This window comes from Variovorax sp. SPNA7, assembly GCF_033807855.1.
GTDB lineage: Bacteria > Pseudomonadota > Gammaproteobacteria > Burkholderiales > Burkholderiaceae_C > Variovorax > Variovorax beijingensis.
Genome location: NZ_CP138513.1, coordinates 4806230 through 4825792, shown reverse-complemented (window position 1 = coordinate 4825792; position 19563 = coordinate 4806230). Strand labels below are relative to the sequence as shown.

The 19563-nt window shown below is 67.6% G+C and carries 18 protein-coding genes; 9 read left to right on the top strand and 9 right to left on the bottom strand.

The genetic code is table 11. The features are described 5' to 3' along the window. Window positions 1-2: 2 nt before the first annotated feature. Together RZE77_RS22560 and RZE77_RS22555 are read left to right on the top strand one after the other, a co-directional pair. On the top strand, window positions 3-1052 hold the full coding sequence (locus RZE77_RS22560) for a response regulator transcription factor (protein ID WP_319439355.1): 1050 nt from the start codon (window positions 3-5) through the stop codon (window positions 1050-1052). Between the two features lie 140 nt (window positions 1053-1192). Beyond that, on the top strand, window positions 1193-1843 hold the full coding sequence (locus RZE77_RS22555) for a hypothetical protein (protein WP_319439354.1): 651 nt from the start codon (window positions 1193-1195) through the stop codon (window positions 1841-1843). A gap of 29 nt (window positions 1844-1872) precedes the next feature. On the opposite strand, the gene RZE77_RS22550 is transcribed toward RZE77_RS22555, so the two are convergent. Next, complete coding sequence (locus RZE77_RS22550; protein WP_319439353.1) at window positions 1873-2793, bottom strand: LysR substrate-binding domain-containing protein; 921 nt, start codon at window positions 2791-2793, stop codon at window positions 1873-1875. A 98-nt stretch (window positions 2794-2891) separates the two neighbouring features. Here RZE77_RS22550 and RZE77_RS22545 point away from each other — a divergent pair, with 98 nt between their 5' ends. Both RZE77_RS22545 and RZE77_RS22540 read left to right on the top strand, forming a co-directional pair. After that, the gene (locus RZE77_RS22545) at window positions 2892-4103 is read left to right on the top strand and encodes a threonine synthase (RefSeq protein ID WP_319439352.1); all 1212 of its coding nucleotides are present in this window, start codon (window positions 2892-2894) and stop codon (window positions 4101-4103) included. A gap of 33 nt (window positions 4104-4136) precedes the next feature. Continuing rightward, entirely contained in the window at window positions 4137-5120 is a 984-nt protein-coding gene (locus RZE77_RS22540; protein ID WP_319439351.1) for a tripartite tricarboxylate transporter substrate-binding protein, read from the top strand. A gap of 44 nt (window positions 5121-5164) precedes the next feature. Here the strand turns inward: RZE77_RS22540 and RZE77_RS22535 are convergent, their stop codons facing one another. Further along, window positions 5165-5473 (bottom strand): hypothetical protein, encoded by a 309-nt coding sequence (locus RZE77_RS22535; protein WP_319427501.1) that lies wholly within the window; start codon window positions 5471-5473, stop codon window positions 5165-5167. Between the two features lie 195 nt (window positions 5474-5668). Between RZE77_RS22535 and secA the strand changes: the two genes are divergently transcribed. The 5 genes from secA to RZE77_RS22510 all read left to right on the top strand — a co-directional run bounded on the left by secA (window position 5669) and on the right by RZE77_RS22510 (window position 13073). Continuing rightward, window positions 5669-8461, top strand: coding sequence for a preprotein translocase subunit SecA (gene secA, locus RZE77_RS22530; RefSeq protein WP_319439350.1), 2793 nt, complete (start codon window positions 5669-5671; stop codon window positions 8459-8461). 29 nt (window positions 8462-8490) lie between these two features. Then, window positions 8491-9720 (top strand): bifunctional glutamate N-acetyltransferase/amino-acid acetyltransferase ArgJ, encoded by a 1230-nt coding sequence (gene argJ, locus RZE77_RS22525; RefSeq protein WP_319439349.1) that lies wholly within the window; start codon window positions 8491-8493, stop codon window positions 9718-9720. Beyond that, window positions 9717-10592 (top strand): ATP-binding protein, encoded by an 876-nt coding sequence (locus tag RZE77_RS22520; RefSeq protein WP_319439348.1) that lies wholly within the window; start codon window positions 9717-9719, stop codon window positions 10590-10592. The genes argJ and RZE77_RS22520 overlap by 4 nt, the downstream gene beginning before the upstream one ends. Continuing rightward, on the top strand, window positions 10589-11056 hold the full coding sequence (locus RZE77_RS22515) for a (deoxy)nucleoside triphosphate pyrophosphohydrolase (RefSeq protein WP_319439347.1): 468 nt from the start codon (window positions 10589-10591) through the stop codon (window positions 11054-11056). The genes RZE77_RS22520 and RZE77_RS22515 overlap by 4 nt, the downstream gene beginning before the upstream one ends. A gap of 61 nt (window positions 11057-11117) precedes the next feature. Then, entirely contained in the window at window positions 11118-13073 is a 1956-nt protein-coding gene (locus RZE77_RS22510; protein WP_319439346.1) for an acyltransferase family protein, read from the top strand. A 12-nt stretch (window positions 13074-13085) separates the two neighbouring features. Here the strand turns inward: RZE77_RS22510 and RZE77_RS22505 are convergent, their stop codons facing one another. The 7 genes from RZE77_RS22505 to RZE77_RS22475 form a co-directional block, all read right to left on the bottom strand. Then, window positions 13086-13298, bottom strand: a complete 213-nt coding sequence (locus RZE77_RS22505; RefSeq protein WP_319439345.1) for a DNA gyrase inhibitor YacG — start codon at window positions 13296-13298, stop codon at window positions 13086-13088. 58 nt (window positions 13299-13356) lie between these two features. Beyond that, window positions 13357-14112, bottom strand: coding sequence for a cell division protein ZapD (zapD, locus tag RZE77_RS22500; RefSeq protein ID WP_319427494.1), 756 nt, complete (start codon window positions 14110-14112; stop codon window positions 13357-13359). Between the two features lie 36 nt (window positions 14113-14148). Continuing rightward, a complete protein-coding gene (locus RZE77_RS22495) occupies window positions 14149-15168 on the bottom strand; it encodes an alginate O-acetyltransferase AlgX-related protein (protein WP_319439344.1) in 1020 nt (339 codons plus the stop codon). A gap of 6 nt (window positions 15169-15174) precedes the next feature. Then, window positions 15175-16668, bottom strand: coding sequence for an MBOAT family O-acyltransferase (locus RZE77_RS22490; protein WP_319439343.1), 1494 nt, complete (start codon window positions 16666-16668; stop codon window positions 15175-15177). A gap of 78 nt (window positions 16669-16746) precedes the next feature. Continuing rightward, window positions 16747-17352 (bottom strand): dephospho-CoA kinase, encoded by a 606-nt coding sequence (coaE, locus tag RZE77_RS22485; RefSeq protein ID WP_319427491.1) that lies wholly within the window; start codon window positions 17350-17352, stop codon window positions 16747-16749. 10 nt (window positions 17353-17362) lie between these two features. Then, window positions 17363-18328, bottom strand: a complete 966-nt coding sequence (locus RZE77_RS22480) for a prepilin peptidase (RefSeq protein ID WP_319439342.1) — start codon at window positions 18326-18328, stop codon at window positions 17363-17365. After that, the gene (locus RZE77_RS22475) at window positions 18328-19557 is read right to left on the bottom strand and encodes a type II secretion system F family protein (protein WP_319439341.1); all 1230 of its coding nucleotides are present in this window, start codon (window positions 19555-19557) and stop codon (window positions 18328-18330) included. Before RZE77_RS22475 ends, RZE77_RS22480 begins: the two co-directional genes overlap by 1 nt. Between the last annotated feature and the right edge of the window lie 6 nt (window positions 19558-19563).

The following is a 19563-nucleotide window of genomic DNA, read 5'->3' as shown; positions in this document are numbered from 1 at the left end:
CCATGGAAACCACACCGCTTGCAAGAACGCTGCGCGAACAGGGCGCCAACAGCGACCTCGTGCTGATCGTCGACGACGTGCCCGACAACCTCGCGGTGCTGCACGATGCGCTCGACGAGTCGGGCTACACCGTGCTCATTGCCACCAACGGCGAACAAGCGCTGCAGCGCGCCGCGCAGGCGCGCCCCGACATCGTGCTGCTCGACGCGATGATGCCGGGCATCGACGGCTTCGAGGTGGCGCGCCGGCTCAAGGCCGATGCCGCGACGGCGCACATCCCGATCGTCTTCATGACCGGCCTCACCGAGACCGAGCACCTCGTGGCCGCGCTCGAGGCCGGTGGTGTCGACTACGTCACCAAGCCGATCAAGCCCAAGGAAGTGCTGGCCCGCATGAACGTGCACCTGCAGGGCGCCCGCCGCGCGCGGCAGGACGCGCGCCAGGCCGGCCAGGCGCGCAATGCGCTCGACGCCTTCGGCTACGCGAGCATCACGGTGCGCCTGCCCGAAGGCAAGCTGATCTGGCAGACGGCGCTCGCGCGCGAACTGCTGCAGCGCTACTGCGACACCCGCGCGCCCGAAACGCCGCCCGTGGTGCTCGAGTGGCTGCGGCGCCATGCGCCCGAGGCCAGGCAGCAGGGCATCGAGCCGCCGGCGCTTTCGATCATGCAGGGCGCCGCCGCGCAGTCCCAGGTGCCGGGCGCGGGAGCCGCGCCCAGCGCCAGCAGCCTCAGCTTGCGGCTGCATCGGCAGACGGGGCAGGACGACGACGGCGACGAATGGATGATCGTCATGCGCGAGATTTCCGACACTGCCGTGATCGAAGCCATGAGCCTGAGCCTGAAGCTCACGGCGCGCGAGGCCGAGGTGCTCTATTGGGTGGTCAAGGGCAAGACCAACAAGGACATCGGCGAGATCCTCGGCAGCAGCCCCGCCACCGCCAAGAAGCACCTGGAGCGGGTGTACGTGAAGCTCGGCGTCGAGACCCGCACGGCCGCCGCCGGCGTGGCCATCAAGCGCATCCGCGAGCTGCAGCCGCAGTTCGAGATCTGAGGGGCAGCCGCGCGGGCGCCGCGCCACCGCGGTGACTTTTGCCATCCCTAGAATGCCGGGTCCTCGGGATGCTGGCGATGAAAAAGAACAGACGCAGAACAACAACAACGATTCGACGGCCGCAACCTGCCTGGCTGCTGATGGCTGCCTGCCTGCTGGCAAGCACCGGTGCGCGTGCGGCAGGCCATTTCGACGTCGACGATGCCGGCACCCTCGATGCGGGCCAGTGCCAGTACGAAGCCTGGTGGGGCCGCACCGGCACCGAGCCGGTGACCGGGCTGCACATCGGGCCGTCCTGCCGCGTCGGGCCGGTCGAGCTGGGGCTCAACGCCGACCGGCTGTCGGCGCAGGGCGTGCATTCGGTCACCGTGGGGCCGCAGCTCAAATGGAATTTCTACGGATCCGCTGCCGATGCGCCGCTGAGCGCGGCAATTTCGCTCGGCGCCGTGTTCGATGTGACGCGCGGCGGCCGTGCCGGTGGGCAGCTGGTGTTGCCGGTCAGCTGGCGCCCGGCGGACAGCCTGCAGGTCCACGCCAACATCGGCGCCGACTGGGCCACGGGCACCGGCGCCTGCACGCCGCGCGGCGGGCTGGCGGCGGAGTGGGCGCTCGATGACAAGGTTTCGCTGATCGCGGAGCGCAGCCGCGCGTCCAGTGTCTGGACCTCGCGCATCGGTGGGCGCTTCAGCCTCACGCCGCAGGTCAGCGTCGATGTGAGCGCCTCCAGGACGGGGCCCCGTGGCGTGCGCGGCTTCGTCGTGGGGCTGAACCACGAGTTCGGCTGGAAGTAGCAGACGAAGAGGCAGAGGCGCGCGCGGCCTCAGCGCAGGTAGCGCTGGATGCGTTTCTCGTCTTCCGCCAGTTGCCGGCGCATGAGCGAAAGAAAGTCGCGCGCGGTGGTGGAAAGCACCTTGCCTGCGGGCAGCGCCAGCACGCACGAAAAGAACACGTCGACCGAGAGCCGGCGCACCACGAGGCCGCGCTCCGCGTAGTCGAGCGCGGTGATCGGGTTGACCAGCCCCACGCCCAGGCCGCGCACGGCCATCTCGCACACGCTGGCCGCATAGGGCGTCTGCACCATCACCTGGAGCGCCGCGCCGCGCGCGGCCAGTGCGGTCTCGAGTCCGCGGTGCGAAGGATCTTCCGGGTTCAGCGCCAGGAAAGGCACCTGCGCGAGCTGTTCCGGCTCGACGCGCTTGAAGCGCGCCAGCGCATGGCCCTGCGGCATCACGACCACGCCGGGAAAGCGCGCGAAGGTCGAATGATCGATGCCTTCGAGCGGCAGTTCGTCGGCCATCAGGCCGAAGTCGGAGACGCCCTTTGCCACGCGGTCGCGCACGTCCTTGGAACTGAGCACCTGCAGCGACACCTGCGGCCAGGGGCGGTCGCCGCGCTGCGCCTTCAGGCGTTCGAGTGCGCGCGGCATGAAGCCCAGGCCGAAGGCCGGATAGCAGCTGAGTTCGAGCTGGTTGGTGCCGAAGTCGCGCAGGCTGCGCATGCGGTGCTCGATGGCCTCCATGCCGATGAAGACGCGCTCCACCTCGGTCCACAGCGCCTGCGCCTCGGGCGTGGGCACCAGCCGCCCGCCGGTGCGCTGGAACAGCAGCATGCCGGCCTGCGTCTCGAGCCGCTTGAGCGACTGGCTGATGGCGGGCTGCGTCACATGCAGCAGCGCCGCGGCCTTGCGGGTGGAGCCGGCGCGCATCAGGGCCCGGAATGTCTCTATCTCGGTGAAGCGCATCGATAAGTTTTCTTATCGCTTGAGTATTTCAAGCTAGATGATTTTATTTGCAGATGCCTAAGATTTCGGCACGACTTTCCTACCCAGGACCGCTGAACATGCCTGCGCCCGTACTCCACTTCAAGCTCGCCTCGGCTTCCGAGCCGTCCGCCGATCCGCGAGGCACCGCGCGAGCCCGTCCGCCGCGCCCGGTGAGAAACCCCCGGCTGCAGGGCTTCAGGTGCCTGCGCTGCGATGCCCCCTATCCGCTCACGCTGGCGAACGACGGCTGTCCGGCCTGCCGCGGCATGGGCATCCATGTCGGGCTGCGCGCCAGCTACCTGCCCGAGAGCGGCAGCCCCCTGCCCATGCCTTACGAACCGGGCTTCACGCTGGGCGAGGGCGGCACGCCGCTCACCGACATGCCGGAATTGGCGCGCCAGCTCGGCGTGGCACGCCTCGCGCTCAAGGACGAATCGTGCAACCCCACGGGCTCGCACAAGGACCGCATGACCGCGGTGGGCGTGGCCCAGGCGCTGGACTTCGGTGCCCACACGCTGGTGCTGGCCTCGTCGGGCAATGCCGCGATCTCGGCGGCGCACTATGCGTGGGCCGCGGGCCTGGGCTGCGAAGTGGCCACTTACGAGGGCCTGCCGGCCGCCTATGCACGTCAGCTCGACGCCCTCGGTGCGCGGCGCTGCACCTTTGCCGACAACGCCGGGCGCTGGGCCTTCGTGCGCGAGCGCTCGCAGCACCCGGGCTATTTCGCGCTGACCAATTACCGCCTGCCCGCATTGGGCAGCGCACCGCTCGCGATCGAGGGCTACAAGCCCATTGCGCTGGAGTGCCTGAACGAGGGCGGCCTGCCCGACCACGTCGTGATTCCCACGGCGCGCGGCGACCTGGCCTGGGGCATCTACGCGGGCTTCCGCGACCTGCTGGCCGCCGGGCGCATTTCGCGCCTGCCGAGGCTCTGGCTGGTGGAGCCTTTTGCGCGCCTCTCGCGCGTGCTGGCCGGCGAGGCGCTCAACGGCGCGTATCCCGGCCATACCGCGCAGTTCTCCACCGCTGGCTCCACCGTGACCTTCCTGCAGTGGCAGGCCGCCGTCGCCTCGGGCGGCGGCGCGGTGGTGGTGAGCGACGACCAGGCCCGCGCGGCCCGGCGAAAGCTCACGGCGGCCGGCGTGAGCGCCGAACTGTGCGCGGCGGCCGGGCTGGACGCCGTGCGCCAGCTGCGCGAAGGCCATGCGATTGCGGCCGACGCCCACGTGGTGCTGATGCTCACCGCCAACGCCTCGCGCGACCCGAGCTGGCCCGACCGGGCCGCCTGAACGTCCGAACCACCCACAGAAGGAATCGAAACCATGCAAGCAATGCAACGCCGCGCCTTCCTGGCTGCCGGTTCGGCCGCCCTCTTCGCCGCCACGGCGCAGCGCGCCTGGGCGGCCTTTCCCGACAAGCCCATCAAGCTGATCGTGCCGTGGGCCGCCGGCGGCAGCACCGACGCCATTGCGCGCGCCATGGCGCAGCGCATGAGCCAGACGATCGGCAGCTCGGTGATCGTGGACAACCGGCCCGGCGCCGCCGGCCAGATCGGCACCGAGGCGGCGGCCAAGGCCGCGCCCGACGGCTACACGCTGGCCATCGTCGAGCTGCCGCACGCCATTGCGCCCGCGGTGACGGCGCGGCTGCCCTACGACCTGCTGCGCGACTTCACGCCGGTGACGATGATCGGCACCTCGCCGCTCGTGTTCTTCGCGGGCATGGACGGCGACAGCCGCGATTTCAGGACCTTCATCAAGACGGCGGCCGCGGCGCCGATGCCGCCGGCCATCGCGCACAGCGGCGCCGGCACGGTGAGCCACCTGGCGGCCGAACTGCTGGCGAGCCGCACCGGGATCAGGTTCAACATGGTTCCCTATCGCGGCTCGGCGCCGGCGCTCACCGACGTGGCGGCGGGCACGGTGGCCGGGCACTTCGCGACGCTGGCCAGCGGCTCCAGCCTGCTGGGTGCCAACCGGGTCCGCCCGCTGCTGGTGACGAGCGCGCAGCGCGTGGCCATTCCGGGGCTCAAGGAAGTGCCCGCGCTGGCGGAGAGCGGGCTCAAGGGGCTGGAAATCGACCAGTGGTGGGCGCTGGTGGCACCTGCCACCACGCCGCTGGAGGTGATCGAGCGGCTGCGGCGCGAGGCGATCGCGGCGCTGGACCATCCGTCGGTGAAGGAGCGCATGGCGGTGCTCGGCGTGCAGCTGAAGGGTTCCACCACCGGCGAGCTGCGGGCTTTCATGCGATCGGAGGCCGAGCGCTGGCAGAAGGTGGCGCACGGCATCGGGCTTCAGCCGCAATAGGCGGGGTTGCCCGGCCGTTCGCGCAGGCGGCCGTTTTTTTTCGCTCAGCGCCCGGACTGCACCTTGATCCGGATCGTGTTCACGTCCCAGCCCTTGCTGCGCAGCCGGCTGACCAGCATCGGCGACAGCTGGCGCAGCTTGGCGGCCGCGGCGCTGCCGTTGACCAGGAGGCACCACACATCGCCCTCGGCCGGGCCGGCCTGCACGGCCGGGCGCATGGCCGGCGGGATCAGTCCCTCGACCGCCCGCAGCCGCTCGTTCGCGTCGCGCGCACGGGCGATCAGGCTCGCCAGGGTGGGCGAACCTTCGGCGGCCTGCTGCAGCGTGAAGGGGGGGACGGAGCGGCGATTCATGGGTAATCCGGAGGGTGGGACAAGGGCAGCTAAAATGCCCGGTTTGCCGACGCTTGCGACGGCAGATCCGGTCTGGAGCCGCTTGCCTTCTTCGGAGCTTGCATTCGAAGAAGATGCGCCCAACTGCTTTCACCATATCTTAGGGAATCCGGTCGCAGTGCCTGCCTGGTCAGGCGCCCGCCCATCTCCACGCCAATGGCAACCAACTTCCTGACCCAGATTTTCGGCAGTCGCAACGACCGGCTCCTCAAGCAGTATCGCAAGACGGTGGAGCGCATCAATGCGCTGGAACCCGAATTCGAGAAGCTCAGCGACGATGGGCTGCGCGCCAAGACCCAGGAGTTCAAGGACCGCATCGCCAAGGGCGAGACCCTCGACGCCCTGCTGCCCGAGGCATTCGCCACCGTGCGCGAGGGCTCCAAGCGCGTCATGAAGATGCGCCACTTCGACGTGCAGCTGCTCGGCGGCATGGCCCTTCACAACGGCAAGATCGCCGAAATGCGCACCGGCGAGGGCAAGACCCTCACCGCCACGCTGCCGGTGTACCTGAACGCGCTGTCCGGCAAGGGCGTGCACGTGGTCACGGTGAACGACTACCTGGCCAACCGCGACGCCCAGTGGATGGGCCGCCTGTACAACTTCCTGGGCCTCACGGTGGGCATCAACCTGCCGCAGATGCCGCGCGAGGAAAAGCAGCAGGCCTACGGCAGCGACATCACGTACGGCACCAACAACGAGTACGGCTTCGACTACCTGCGCGACAACATGGTGTACGAGCCCGGCGACCGGGTGCAGCGCGTGCTGAACTACGCCATCGTCGACGAGGTGGACTCCATCCTGATCGACGAGGCCCGCACGCCGCTGATCATCAGCGGCCAGGCCGAAGACCACACCGACCTCTACCTGGCCATCAACAAGGTGGTGCCGCTCCTGACCAAGCAGGAAGGCGAAGCCGACCCGCGCACGGGCGAGGGCGTCACGGTGCCGGGCGACTTCACGGTCGACGAGAAGACCCACCAGGTGTTCCTGACCGAGGACGGCCACGAGAAGGCCGAGCAGCTGCTGGGCGAATTCAAGCTGCTGCCCGAAGGCGCGTCGCTCTACGACCCGGCCAACATCACGCTGATGCACCACCTGAACGCCGCGCTGCGTGCACGGCACCTGTACCACCGCGACCAGCACTACGTGGTGCAGCAGGGCGAAGTCGTCATCGTCGACGAATTCACCGGCCGCCTGATGACGGGCCGCCGCTGGAGCGACGGCCTGCACCAGGCCGTGGAAGCCAAGGAAGGCGTGCAGATCCAGGCCGAGAACCAGACGCTGGCCTCCATCACCTTCCAGAACTACTTCCGCCTGTACGGCAAGCTGGCCGGCATGACCGGCACGGCCGACACCGAAGCCTACGAGTTCCAGGAAATCTACGGCCTCGAGACGGTCATCGTTCCGCCGAACCGCATCAGCAAGCGCGACGACCAGCTCGACCGCGTCTACAAGACCACGCGCGAGAAGTACGAGGCGGCGATCCAGGACATCCGCGAATGCTACGAGCGCGGCCAGCCCGTGCTGGTGGGCACCTCGTCGATCGAGAACTCCGAAATCATCGACGGCCTGCTCACCCAGGCCGACCTGCCGCACCAGGTGCTCAACGCCAAGCAGCATGCGCGCGAAGCCGACATCGTGGCGCAGGCCGGCCGCACCAAGATGATCACCATCGCGACCAACATGGCCGGCCGCGGTACCGACATCGTGCTGGGCGGCAACATCGAGAAGATGATCGAGGCCATCGAGAACGACGAGGGCCGCGACGAAGCCACCAAGGCGGCCGACATCGCCCACGTGCGCGACGAATGGACCAAGGACCACGAGTTCGTCAAGTCGCTGGGCGGCCTGCGCATCATCGCGACCGAGCGCCATGAGTCGCGCCGCATCGACAACCAGCTGCGCGGGCGTTCGGGCCGCCAGGGCGACCCGGGCTCCTCGCGCTTCTACCTGAGCCTGGACGACCCGCTGATGCGCATCTTCGCGGGCGACCGCGTCAAGGCGATCATGGACCGCCTCAAGATGCCCGACGGCGAAGCCATCGAAGCGGGCATCGTCACGCGCAGCATCGAGAGCGCGCAGCGCAAGGTCGAGGCGCGCAACTTCGACATCCGCAAGCAGCTGCTCGAGTACGACGACGTGTCGAACGACCAGCGCAAGGTGATCTACCAGCAGCGCAACGACATCCTCGACGCGGGCGACCTCACGGCGCAGATCGAGGCGCTGCGCGAGGGCTGCTTCACCGATCTCGTGCGGCAGTACGTGCCGGCCGAATCGGTCGAGGAGCAGTGGGACCTGGAAGGCCTGGAGAAGACGCTCTCCAACGAATGGGGCATCGACATGCCCCTGAAGCAGCAGGTCGAGGCGGCCGAGGCCGTGAGCGACGAGGACATCGTCGAGATGGTGGTCAAGGCCGCCAACGACAGCTTCGATGCCAAGGTGGCGCTGATCGGCCAGGAAAACTTCACCCAGTTCGAACGCATGGTGCTGCTGCAGAGCATCGACACCCACTGGCGCGAGCACCTGGCCTCGCTCGACTACCTGCGCCAGGGCATTCACCTGCGTGGCTATGCGCAGAAGCAGCCCAAGCAGGAATACAAGCGCGAGGCCTTCGAGCTCTTCGGCCAGCTGCTCGACTCGGTCAAGAACGAAGTCACGCGCCAGCTCATGACGGTGCGCGTGCAGTCGAGCGAGCAGCTCGAACAGGCCGCGGATGCGCTCGAGAGCCGCGGCGAGAACGTCTCGAACATCACCTACAGCGCGCCCACCGAAACCGGCGAGGTCGAGGTGCGCCTGGACGAAGAAAACCAGCGCCGCATCGCGGCCGCGGGATTGGGGCTGGGCACGCTCGGCGCCGAAGCCGCCGCTTTTGCGCGCGTCGGCCGCAATGACCCCTGCCCCTGCGGCAGCGGCAAGAAATTCAAGCACTGCCACGGCAAGCTCAGCTGACCCAGAAACTCCCGAGAAGAGAAACCGCCATGCCCGTGAACCTGTCCGCCCCTGATCCTGCCGCCTTGTTCGCGGTGCCCGGCGTCCGCATCGGCGTGGCCGAAGCGGGTGTGCGCAAGGCCAACCGCAAGGACCTGACCGTCGTGCTGATCGACGAAGGCTCTGCGGTCGGCGGGGTGTTCACCCAGAACCGCTTCTGCGCGGCGCCGGTGCAGGTCTGCCGCGACCACCTGGCAGCCAACTACGGCATCCGCGCCATGGTCATCAACACCGGCAACGCCAACGCCGGCACCGGCGAAGACGGCCTGATGCGCACGCGCTCCACCTGCATCGCGCTCGCGCGCCAGCTGGAGATCGCGCCCGAGCAGATCCTGCCGTTCTCCACCGGCGTGATCATGGAGCCGCTGCCGGTCGACCGCATCGAGGCAGGCCTTCCCGCCGCGCTGGCCGACGCTTCGGAGAACCACTGGGCGCGTGCCGCCGAAGGCATCATGACCACCGACACGATCCCCAAGGCGTTCAGCCAGCGGGTCCAGGTCGGCGGCGCCACCGTCACCATCACCGGCATCAGCAAGGGCGCCGGCATGATCCGCCCGAACATGGCGACCATGCTGGGCTTCATGGCGACCGACGCGAAGATCGATCCCTCGCTGATCCAGCCGCTGGCCAGGCGGCTGGCCGACGCCTCGTTCAACCGCGTGACCATCGATGGCGACACCTCGACCAACGACTCTTTCGTGGTCATCGCCACCCAGAAGGCCGCGCACGCCGCCATCACCTCGCTCGATTCGCCCGAAGGCCAGGCCCTGGTCGAGGCCATGCAGAGCGTCGCGCGCCTGCTCGCGCAGGCGATCGTGCGCGACGGCGAGGGCGCCACCAAGTTCATCACCATCCAGGTCGAAGGCGGCCGCGATGCCGCGGAGTGCAAGCAGGTGGCCTACGCGGTGGCGCATTCGCCGCTGGTCAAGACGGCCTTCTATGCGAGCGACCCGAACCTCGGCCGCATTCTCGCGGCCGTGGGCTACGCGGGCATCGAGGACCTCGACCAGACCGGCATCGACCTGTTCCTCGATGACGTGCACGTGGCCGTCAAGGGCGGGCGCAACCCGTCCTACCGCGAGGAAGACGGCCAGCGCGTGATGAAGCAGAGCGAGATCACGGTGCGCATCGGCCTGGGCCGCGGCAACGCCAGCGAAACCGTGTGGACCTGCGACTTCAGCCACGAGTATGTGACCATCAACGCCGACTACAGGTCATGAACGAGCAGTTCCAGAAGCTGATCGAACGCGCCGAACAGCTGATCGGCCGCATCGAGTCGATCCTGCCGCAGCCGCTCGCGGCGCCCGCCGACTGGAACGCGTCGATCGCCTGGCGCTACCGCCGCCGCAGCTCGGGCCACGGCGTGCTCGAGCCCGTCAAGCACGTGGCCGCCATGGCGCTCGACAGCCTCAAGGAAATCGACGTCCAGAAGGAAAAGATCGAGCGCAACACGCGCCAGTTCGTCGAAGGCAAGCCGGCCAACAACGTGCTGCTGACCGGCGCGCGCGGCACGGGCAAGTCGTCGCTCATCCGCGCCTGCCTGCAGGCCTATGCGCCGCAGGGGCTGCGGCTGATCGAGGTCGACAAGGCCGAACTCACCGACCTGCCCGACATCGTCGAGGTGGTGTCGCAGCGGCCCGAGAAATTCATCGTGTTCAGCGACGACCTGAGCTTCGACGAGGGCGAGCCGGGCTACAAGGCGCTCAAGTCCATTCTCGACGGCTCGATCGCCGCAGCCACGCCCAACGTGCTGATCTACGCGACCAGCAACCGGCGCCACCTGCTGCCCGAGTACATGAAGGACAACCTCAGCTACACCCACACCGAGGACGGCGAAGTCCATCCCGGCGAGGTGATCGAGGAAAAGATCTCGCTGTCCGAGCGCTTCGGCCTGTGGGTCAGCTTCTACCCGTTCAGCCAGAACGAATACCTGGCGATCGTCGCGCAATGGCTGTCGTCGTTCGGCGTCGATGCCACCGCCATCGAGGCGGCGCGGCCCGAGGCGCTGGTCTGGGCGCTCGAGCGCGGTTCGCGCAGTGGCCGCGTGGCCTACCAGTTCGCGCGCGACTACGCCGGGCGGGCGACGGCATGAGCGGACAGCCGCAACTCCAAGGCCAGGGCCGCAAGCATACCGAGGTGGCCGTCGGCGTGCTGATCCGGCCGGCCGACGATGCGCTGCTGCTGTCCACCCGTCCCGAGGGCAAGGCCTATGCGGGCTTCTGGGAGTTTCCGGGCGGCAAGATCGAGGCTGGCGAAACGGTGGAGCAAGCCCTGCGCCGCGAGCTGGAAGAAGAACTCGGCATCACCATCGCGGGTGCCGAGGTCTGGAAGATCACCGAGCACGACTATCCGCATGCGCTGGTGCGGCTGCACTGGTGCAAGGTGACGGCCTGGAGCGGCGAGTTCGAAATGCGCGAAGGCCAGGCCATGCGCTGGCAGCAGCTGCCGCTCGACGTGGCGCCGGTGCTGCCGGGTGCCCTGCCGGTGCTCGAATGGCTGACCCAGGAGCGCGGCCTGCCGGCCTCGGCGGCGCTGGCGGTCTCGACGCTGGCCTGATGGACGGGGCCGCGCAGGCGGGCGGGCGCGTGCAGCCGGCGCCGCGGGCCTGAGGCACCAGATGATGCACCCCAAGTACCGCCCCGACATCGACGGCCTGCGCGCCGTGGCGGTGGCCTCGGTGCTGGCCTTCCATGCGTTTCCCGATGCGCTGCCGGGAGGCTTCATCGGGGTCGACATCTTCTTCGTGATCTCGGGCTTCCTGATCACGACCATCATCATGCAGAGCCACGCGGCCGGCGACTTCAGCTACCGCGATTTCTACGCGCGGCGCATCCGCCGGATCTTTCCGGCGCTCACGCTGGTGCTGCTGGCCACGCTCGCCTTCGGCTGGTATGCGCTGCTGCCCAGGGAGTTCACCGAACTCGGCAAGCAGGCGGCCGGCGGTGCGGCCTTCATCGCCAACTTCGTCTTCTGGGGCGAGGCCGGGTACTTCGACACGGCCGCCGACACCAAGCCGCTGCTGCACCTGTGGTCGCTGGGCATCGAGGAGCAGTTCTACATCTTCTGGCCCATGCTGCTCGCGCTCGCCTGGCGCCGGCGCTGGCCGGTCCTTCGGCTGCTGTGGGTGCTCGCGGTGGCGTCGTTCCTGGTCAACGTGCTGACGATCCATCCGTTTCGCACGGCGGCCTTCTATTCGCCCGCTTCGCGTTTCTGGGAGCTGATGGTGGGCGGCATCCTGGCCTGCATGCGCCTCAAGGCCGCGGGCAAGGCGCCGGCGCCGGCCTGGCGCAGCCACCTGCAGTCCTGCCTGGGCGTGGGGCTGATCGTGCTCGGGCTCGTGATGACCCGCAGCGACAAGGCGTTCCCAGGCTGGTGGGCGCTGCTGCCCACGCTGGGCGCCGCGAGCTGCATCGCGGCCGGGCCTGCGGGCGTGCTCAACAGGCATGTGCTCGCGAGCCGGCCGATGGTGTGGATCGGGCTCATCAGCTATCCGCTCTACCTGTGGCACTGGCCCTTGCTGGTGTATGCGCGCATCGTGGAAGAGGGCGAGCCGGCGGCGTGGATCCGCGCGTGCCTGGTGCTCGCGAGCGTGGCGCTGGCTTGGTTCACCTATCGCTTCGTCGAGCGCTTCACGCGGGCGCGAATCCAGGTCGGCATGCTGCGTTCGCTGGTGGCCGGCAGCATGGCGATTGCGGTGGCCGGCCTGCTGGCGCTGGGCGGCATGCCGCCGCGCAACGGCAGCGAGCTGCTGCGCAAGGTGACCGACGCCACCGCGGACGACAACTACTACGCCGGCTTCGAGCAGCAGAAGATCGGCGCCCATCCGGTCAAGCGCGTGGGCAGCGGGCCGCGCACGGTGCTGCTGATCGGCGACAGCCACATCCTGCAGTACGCGCCCCGCGCCCTGGCGCTCGCGGGCAGCGCGCCCGCGCGCATGGCGACGACGTACTTCTCGACCTATGGCGCCTGCCCGCCGGTGCCGGGCATGGTCGCCGAAGGCAACCCGGGCTGCGAAAAGGCGCGCGGCGAGATGCTCGCGCTGGCGCTCGATCCGCGGATCGACACGGTGGTGGTCGGGGCCTGCTGGAACTGCTATTTCACGGGCAATTTCCCGCTCCCCTTCTACTTTCGCGAAGGCGATGCGGCCTACCTCGTGAACAACGGCGGCGAAGGCCTCGGCCGTTCGCTGGCCTCGCTCGAGAAACTGCTGGCCGAACTGGTGCGGCAAAAGAAGAAGGTCTACCTGCTGCTGGACAACGCCAGCGGCCCCGAGTTCGAGCCGCGGCGCCTCATCGAAGGCAGCCGCATGGGCCGGATGGTGGCCCTGCACAGCACGCCCACGGCGCCCCTGCCGCCGGACCAGGCGCGGCTCAACGAGCAACTGAAGGCGTTGGCGCGGGCCAGCGGTGCGGAGCCCATCGATGTGATGGACAGGCTTTGCGCCGGCGGGCAGTGCCTGCGGGCAACGCCCGACGACGCACCGGTCTACAAGGACCGGGAGCATCTGCGTCCGGCCTATGTGCGCCAATACGCGGACTATCTCGACCGCGTCCTGCTCACGCCGCAGCCGTAGCGCGGCGCTCGACTACTGGACTTTCTTCGGATCGCCGAAAGGCTCCTCGTCGGCCGGCGTTTCAGCCGGCATCCGGAACTCCTCGCTGGCCCAGGCGCCGAAGTCGATGCCCTTGCAGCGTGCGCTGCAGAACGGCCGGTAGGGATTGCGCTCGGCGTAGACACTGTCGCCGCCACACGCGGGGCAGCGGACGATCCGCTCGCCGATCTTGTTCACGTCGCTCATGGGATGGATAACCTTCGTGCTTGCCCTGCGGTGCGCGCCCTGGAGACGAGCCGGCGGCTCAGGCGCAGAGCGTGAGTTCGAATGCGACGTCGTCGCTGCTCGGGTGCAGGCGGTCGTCGGCTTCGTGCCGCATCATCCGCACCGACACCATGAGCCGGTTGCCGCTGATTTCGGGAATCAGCCCCAGCTGCGGATCGATGCGCAGGCGCAGCAACTGGAAGCTGCGCCCTTGCGGCAGGTTCTGCTGGAACTGCCCGCCGCTGGCGATGACCTTGTAGGGCACATCGGCATCGCGCAGCAGCTTGAGCAGCAGGTAGATGGATTCGGCCAGCGGCGACAGCGTGGCCGACCAGCGTTCGAGGTCGGCGCGGCGGCTTGCCGCGCTGCGATGCTGCCATGCGTAGTAGGCGGGCAGGTCGAATTCGCAGGTGCCGCCCGGAATGCCCGCGCGGCTGCGAATGCTCATGAGCCATTCGTTCTCGGTCAGCGACTGGCCGGCCTTGCCGGCAACGGCATTGAGCGTGGCGAAATTTCGCTCGAGCTGGCCGACCACCTGGTCGAGCACGGCCTCGGCAATGGCCGGATTGCCGCGGTAGCTGTTGAAGACGTTCTTGTGCTTGTCCAGGTCGCGCATCACGTCGGCCTTGAGGTCGGCGCGCGCGGCGACGTCCATGATCTCGAAGATCGTGACCAGTGCGTAGTGGTGCGAGAGCGCGGACTCCGAGGGCACCAGTTCGCCAAGGCGGCGAAACAGGTGCTCCAGCCGCAGGTAGGTGCGGATGCGCTCGTTGAAGGGGTACTCGTAGAGGATCACGCGGTTCTGTAGCTTTCCTGTCGAGCCATCATAGCTTCAGGGCGATTTCGAGGGAGGCGTCGGCACCACCTCGCGCACGGCCGCGAGCATGCGTTCTCCCAGTGCGAGCTGGCCATGCATGGACATGTGGGTGTCGTTCGAGAAATAGAAGTCGCGGATCTGCGTGTGCTTCTCGCGCGTGAACGCGTAGAGATCCGGTCCTGGCAGCCCGGACGTGCGGAACCCGGCTTCGAAATCCTTCGAGTAGTCGGGCTTCAGGTACACGGTGGTCTTGTTGGGAATCACCATCCACATGATAGGAAGCTTGCTGTGCGCCTTTGTGAAATTCTTCATCCATTCCAGATGCGCAGGGGTCAGCGGCCCATTGTCGTCATCTTCAGCGAAAAAGGGCATCTTGTCGCACAAGCGGTGGGAGAAGAGCTTGCAACCCTCGGGCACCGGGCGCACCCAGGTGTTCCAGTCGAAGTGGATGTCTGTTGCAGACTTTTTCGCTTTCCAGGTGTTGTAGTAGGTCGTGATGCCGGTCAGGAACTGCACGTTCCAGTTGGGCGCGGGGCTCGGCACGGTCTCGTCGGGCGTGATCAGCGGATGGTCCATGGCGTCGTAGGGCCGGATCATCTTCTGGCACTTCATGCTGTCCTTGGTGCGGTCGCCGAGCAGGCGTTCCACGCTCTCGATGATGATCAGCTTGCCCTTGAAGCCCGTGCGCTCGATCCATTGGTCGAAGTCGCTGCACAGCGCGTTCTCGTACTGGCCCCAGTAGGTGGTCGTGACGCGGTAGCCGGCCTTGGCAAGCACCGACTGCCAGCGGAAGGTCATGGAGAAGCTGTCGCCGATCACCATGATGTCGGCCTGGTCGACGGGCGTGCCCTTCAGGTGGGCGGGGTCCACCTTGGGCGGCGGGGCGGTCCAGCCGAATTCGCGCTCGGACAGGCGGCCGATCCGCGTGAGGTCGCCGTAAGGCACGGGGCTGGTGAGCGAAACGATCCACAGCGCCATCAGGACGATGTAGCCGATCAGGAAGAACCGCAGCCAGACTTTCGCGGGCGTCGTCATGTCGAATCAGAATTGGAAGTAGAGGAACGGGCTGTAGTTGCCCAGCTTCGAGACGCACCAGGCAAAGAGCGCGAAGGTGCCGATCGCCAGAACGGCCGAGGAGCACCAGGCCATGACACGTTGGCCGGCCACCGCCTTCGGATGGGGAATCCAGCGCTCGAGCGTGATCGTCGGCGGCAGTGCGAGGCAGATGACGATGCCCACGAGCATGGTCTGGAAGAACTCGGGCTTGCGGAACGGAACCGGCCCGAGCTCGCTGAACGCGGAAGGCGGCGCGCCGTGCAGGCCGAGCATGCCCTTGTAGATGGCCATGGCCGTGTGGACGCCGTCGGCGCGGAACACGATCCAGGCCAGCACCACGCACAGGAAGGTCAGGAACCAGCCCAGCACATGCGCGACCGGGCCTGCCGGAATGTTGCGCCGCACCTTGGCGTTCCAGAGGTGGTTGATCATCAGGAACACGCCGTGCAGCGCGCCCCAGATCACGAAGGTCCAGGCGGCGCCGTGCCAGAGGCCGCCCAGCAGCATCGTGAGGAACAGGTTCAGGTAGCGCCGGGCCGGGCCCTTGCGGTTGCCGCCCAGCGGGACGTAGAGATAGTCGCGCAGGAAGTTCGACAGCGAGATGTGCCAGCGCCGCCAGAACTCGATGATGTTGGTCGACTTGTAGGGCGAGCGGAAATTGAGCGGAAGCTGCACGCCCAGGCACAGCGACAGGCCGACCGCCATGTCCGAATAGCCCGAGAAGTCGAAATAGATCTGCAGCGTGTAGGCCAGGGCGCCGAACCACGAGGTGTAGAGCGTGGGCTCGATGCCCTTGTGCACGCCGTTGAACATCATGTCGGCGTACTGGCCCATCGGGTCGGCGATCAGCAACTTCTTGGCGAGGCCGAAGGTGAAGATCGCAATGCCGAGCGCCACCTTGTTGGGATCGAGCCGGTAGGTGGCCGCATTGGCGAACTGCGGCATCATCTGCGCGTGGTGCAGCACCGGGCCCGCGATCAGGTGCGGAAAGTAGGTGACGAACAGCACGTAGTGGATGAAGCTGCGCTCATGCACCTTGCCCTGCCAGCAGTCGACCAGGAAGGCGATCTGCGTGAAGGTATAGAACGAGATGCCGATCGGCAGCACGATGTGCAGCATCGGGATCTGCGACAGGCCCGCCGCGGCCAGCCCGTCGTTCACGTTCGAGACGAAGAAGTTGGCGTACTTGAAGACCGCAAGCACGCCCAGGTTGACCACCAGCGCCACCACCAGCAGCGACTTGCGCTTGCGGTCGTCCCGGCCCGGCGCGGGCGACAGGCGCAGGCCGAACCAGTAGTTGATGCAGATCGACGCCACCAGCAGCGGCAGCGCCTTGACGCTCCACCAGCCGTAGAAGAACAGCGAGGCCAGGGCAAGAAAGCCCGCGGCGGACCGGGCGTTGCGCTTGCCGATCAGGAAGAACCCGATCAATACCAGCGGGAAGTAGACAAAAATGAAGGGATACGAATTGAAAAGCATCGCAGGAGGTGAGGGCACTCCGGCGAGCGCCTTTTTTGTCTTGGTCGTTGTGCGGCCGCTCTGGCGGCCAGTCTCGGATTATCGCGTGCCGGGCGGAACCCACCGCTTCCAGAGACTCCGGACCTCTGCAGCGAGTTCCTCCAGCGAGAGCGACTCGTTGAAAATGACCGCGTCCGCGGCCGCCCTGCGCAGCCTGCGCGGTGCCTGCTGCGCAATCACCGCCCGCACGGCTTCGGGCGTCCAGCCGGAGCGCGCCACGACGCGCCGCAACTGCGTTTCCTCGGTGGCATCGACCACCAGCACCCGGTCGACCCGGGCCCGCCAGCGGCCGGATTCGACCAGCAGCGGCACGTCGAAGACCACCACCGCGTCCGGGCCGGCGTCCGAGGCCATGCGTTCCGTCTCGGCGCCGATCAGCGGATGCAGGATCGATTCGAGGCGCTTCTTGGCGCTGTTGTCGGCGAACACGAGCTGCCGCATTGCCGCGCGGTCGAGTCCGCCGTCCGCCGCGATGACGCCGCGGCCGAACGCGGCCTCGAGGGCCGGCATCGCGATGCCCGCGGGCTGCGCGATGCGGCGCGCGATGGCGTCGGTGTCGACCAGCACGGCGCCTTCGGCGACCAGCATGGCGGCAACGGTGCTCTTGCCGCTCCCGATGCCGCCCGTGAGGCCGATGCGCCGCATCACGCGCTCCTCAGCGGGCGAATGCGCCAAGCGGGAAGGCGAAGGGAATCCATTGCCTCACGAGCTCCGGGCCTGCCACCAGGCAGACCAGGCCGGCACCGGCAAGAAAGGGACCGAAGGCCATCGGAATGTCCTTGTGCGCCAGCTTCCCGACCAGGCGCAGCGTGAGGCCGATCACGGCGCCCACCAGCGATGAGACGAGGATGATGGCAATGAGGTAGTCGGCCCCGAGCCATGCGCCGAGCGCCGCCAGCAGTTTGAAGTCGCCATGCCCCATGCCTTCCTTGCCCGTGACCAGGCGATAGCCATGGTACACAAGCCACAGGCTCAGGTAGCCGAACACGGCGCCCCAGACCGCCGAACTCAGCGCAACGCCGGTCCAGCCCATGGCCGCACCGACGAGCCCGAGCCAGAGCAGCGGGTAGTTGAGCGCGTCGGGCAGGAACTGGGTGTCGAAGTCGATCAGGAACTGGCAGATCAGGAATGCCGCGAACGCCGCCCAGAGCGCGCCGGTGGGCGTGAGGCCGAAGCGGTAGGCGCACAGCGCGAAGAGCGCGCCGGTCACCAGCTCGACCAGCGGATAGCGTGGGCTGATCGGCGTCTTGCAGGCGGCGCAGCGGCCCCGCAGCAGCAGGTAGCTCAGCACCGGGATGTTCTGGTACCAGCGGATCGTGTGGCCGCAGGCGCCGCAGCGCGAGGCCGGGCGGGCGAGGTCGAACGGCGGCAGCGCCTCGATGGCCACGGCCGCCTTGTCCGCTGCCGCCTCGAGTCCGGCCGGGGGCTGCGCCTTCGGCCCGAACACCAGCGTCCAGAGCGACGGAACGTCCTTGGACGACATCAGGTTGGCCACGGCATCGGCCAGCCAGCCCCGGTACATCATGACCGGGGTGCGGTAGATCACCACGTTGAGAAAACTGCCGACCAGCAACCCCAGGACGCCGGCGAAAGCGGCGTCGAACTCCTGCGACACCAGCATCAAACGACCTGGCCCAACTTGAAGATGGGCAGGTACATCGACACCACGATGCCGCCGATGATCACGCCCAGGAACACGATGATGATGGGCTCCATCAGGCTCGAGAGGCCGGCCACCATGTCGTCCACCTCGGACTCGTAGAAGTCGGCGGCCTTGCCGAGCATGTGGTCGATGGAGCCGGACTCTTCGCCGATGGCCGTCATCTGGATCACCATCGAGGGGAACAGGTTGACGTTGGTCATGGCCGTGGTGAGGCTGGTGCCGGTCGAGACTTCCTGCTGGATCTTGGCCGTGGCGTCGCCGTAGACGGTGTTGCCCGAGGCGCCGCCCACCGAGTCGAGTGCCTCGACCAGCGGAACGCCGGCGGCGAACATGGTGGCAAGGGTGCGGGTCCAGCGGGCCACGCAAGATTTCTCGATCAGCGTGCCGAAGATCGGCACGCGCAGCAGCGCGCGGTCCATGACCCGCTGCACGCGTTCGTTGCGCTTCCAGGCCTGCAGGAAAAAGTAGGTGCCGCCGCCGATCACGCCGAAGATCAGCCACCAGTAGGAGACGAAGAATTCGCTCATGGCCATCACGAACAGCGTGGGCGCGGGCAGGTCGGCGCCGAACGAGCTGAACACCTGCTTGAAGGCCGGAATCACGAAGATCATGATGATGGCCACCACCACGAATGCGACCACCACCACCGAGGTGGGATACATCAGCGCCGACTTGATCTTCGACTTGATCGCCTCGGTCTTCTCCATGTAGGTGGCCAGGCGGTCCAGCAGGTCTTCCAGGATACCGGCCGCTTCGCCGGCTTCCACCAGGTTGCAGTAGAGGTTGTCGAAATACTTCGGAAACTTGCGGAAGGCGGACGACAGCGAGGTGCCGGTCTCCACGTCGCTGCGGATGTCGTTGAGCAGCTTGGCCACGCTCGGGTTGGCATTGCCGCGGCCCACGATGTCGAAGGACTGCAGCAGCGGCACGCCGGCCTTCATCATGGTTGCCAGCTGGCGCGTGAAGATCGCGATGTCCTTGGGCTTGATGGACTTGCCCGAGCGCATGCGGCGCTTCTTGATCTTGGACGCAAGAACGCCCTGGCGCCGCAGAGCGGCCTGCACCTGGTTCTCGCCGGCGGCCCGGAGCTCGCCGCGCACCAGCTTGCCGTTGCGGTCCTTGCCCTCCCACTCGTAGACAGATTCCTTGAGCGTGTTCGAGGTGCGGGTGGATGCCACTGTTGCCATTCGATC

Bases quoted from the DNA above. Each gene is read 5' to 3' on its own strand.
- RZE77_RS22535 (WP_319427501.1), bottom strand. From the start codon at position 5,473: ATGAATCGCCGCTCCGTCCCCCCCTTCACGCTGCAGCAGGCCGCCGAA.
- RZE77_RS22550 (WP_319439353.1), bottom strand. From the start codon at position 2,793: ATGCGCTTCACCGAGATAGAGACATTCCGGGCCCTGATGCGCGCCGGC.
- coaE (WP_319427491.1), bottom strand. From the start codon at position 17,352: ATGCGGCGCATCGGCCTCACGGGCGGCATCGGGAGCGGCAAGAGCACC.
- RZE77_RS22505 (WP_319439345.1), bottom strand. From the start codon at position 13,298: ATGAGCGACGTGAACAAGATCGGCGAGCGGATCGTCCGCTGCCCCGCG.
- secA (WP_319439350.1), top strand. From the start codon at position 5,669: ATGGCAACCAACTTCCTGACCCAGATTTTCGGCAGTCGCAACGACCGG.
- RZE77_RS22515 (WP_319439347.1), top strand. From the start codon at position 10,589: ATGAGCGGACAGCCGCAACTCCAAGGCCAGGGCCGCAAGCATACCGAG.
- RZE77_RS22510 (WP_319439346.1), top strand. From the start codon at position 11,118: ATGATGCACCCCAAGTACCGCCCCGACATCGACGGCCTGCGCGCCGTG.
- RZE77_RS22540 (WP_319439351.1), top strand. From the start codon at position 4,137: ATGCAAGCAATGCAACGCCGCGCCTTCCTGGCTGCCGGTTCGGCCGCC.
- argJ (WP_319439349.1), top strand. From the start codon at position 8,491: ATGCCCGTGAACCTGTCCGCCCCTGATCCTGCCGCCTTGTTCGCGGTG.
- RZE77_RS22475 (WP_319439341.1), bottom strand. From the start codon at position 19,557: ATGGCAACAGTGGCATCCACCCGCACCTCGAACACGCTCAAGGAATCT.
- RZE77_RS22560 (WP_319439355.1), top strand. From the start codon at position 3: ATGGAAACCACACCGCTTGCAAGAACGCTGCGCGAACAGGGCGCCAAC.
- RZE77_RS22490 (WP_319439343.1), bottom strand. From the start codon at position 16,668: ATGCTTTTCAATTCGTATCCCTTCATTTTTGTCTACTTCCCGCTGGTA.
- RZE77_RS22555 (WP_319439354.1), top strand. From the start codon at position 1,193: ATGGCTGCCTGCCTGCTGGCAAGCACCGGTGCGCGTGCGGCAGGCCAT.
- RZE77_RS22495 (WP_319439344.1), bottom strand. From the start codon at position 15,168: ATGACGACGCCCGCGAAAGTCTGGCTGCGGTTCTTCCTGATCGGCTAC.
- RZE77_RS22520 (WP_319439348.1), top strand. From the start codon at position 9,717: ATGAACGAGCAGTTCCAGAAGCTGATCGAACGCGCCGAACAGCTGATC.
- RZE77_RS22545 (WP_319439352.1), top strand. From the start codon at position 2,892: ATGCCTGCGCCCGTACTCCACTTCAAGCTCGCCTCGGCTTCCGAGCCG.
- RZE77_RS22480 (WP_319439342.1), bottom strand. From the start codon at position 18,328: ATGCTGGTGTCGCAGGAGTTCGACGCCGCTTTCGCCGGCGTCCTGGGG.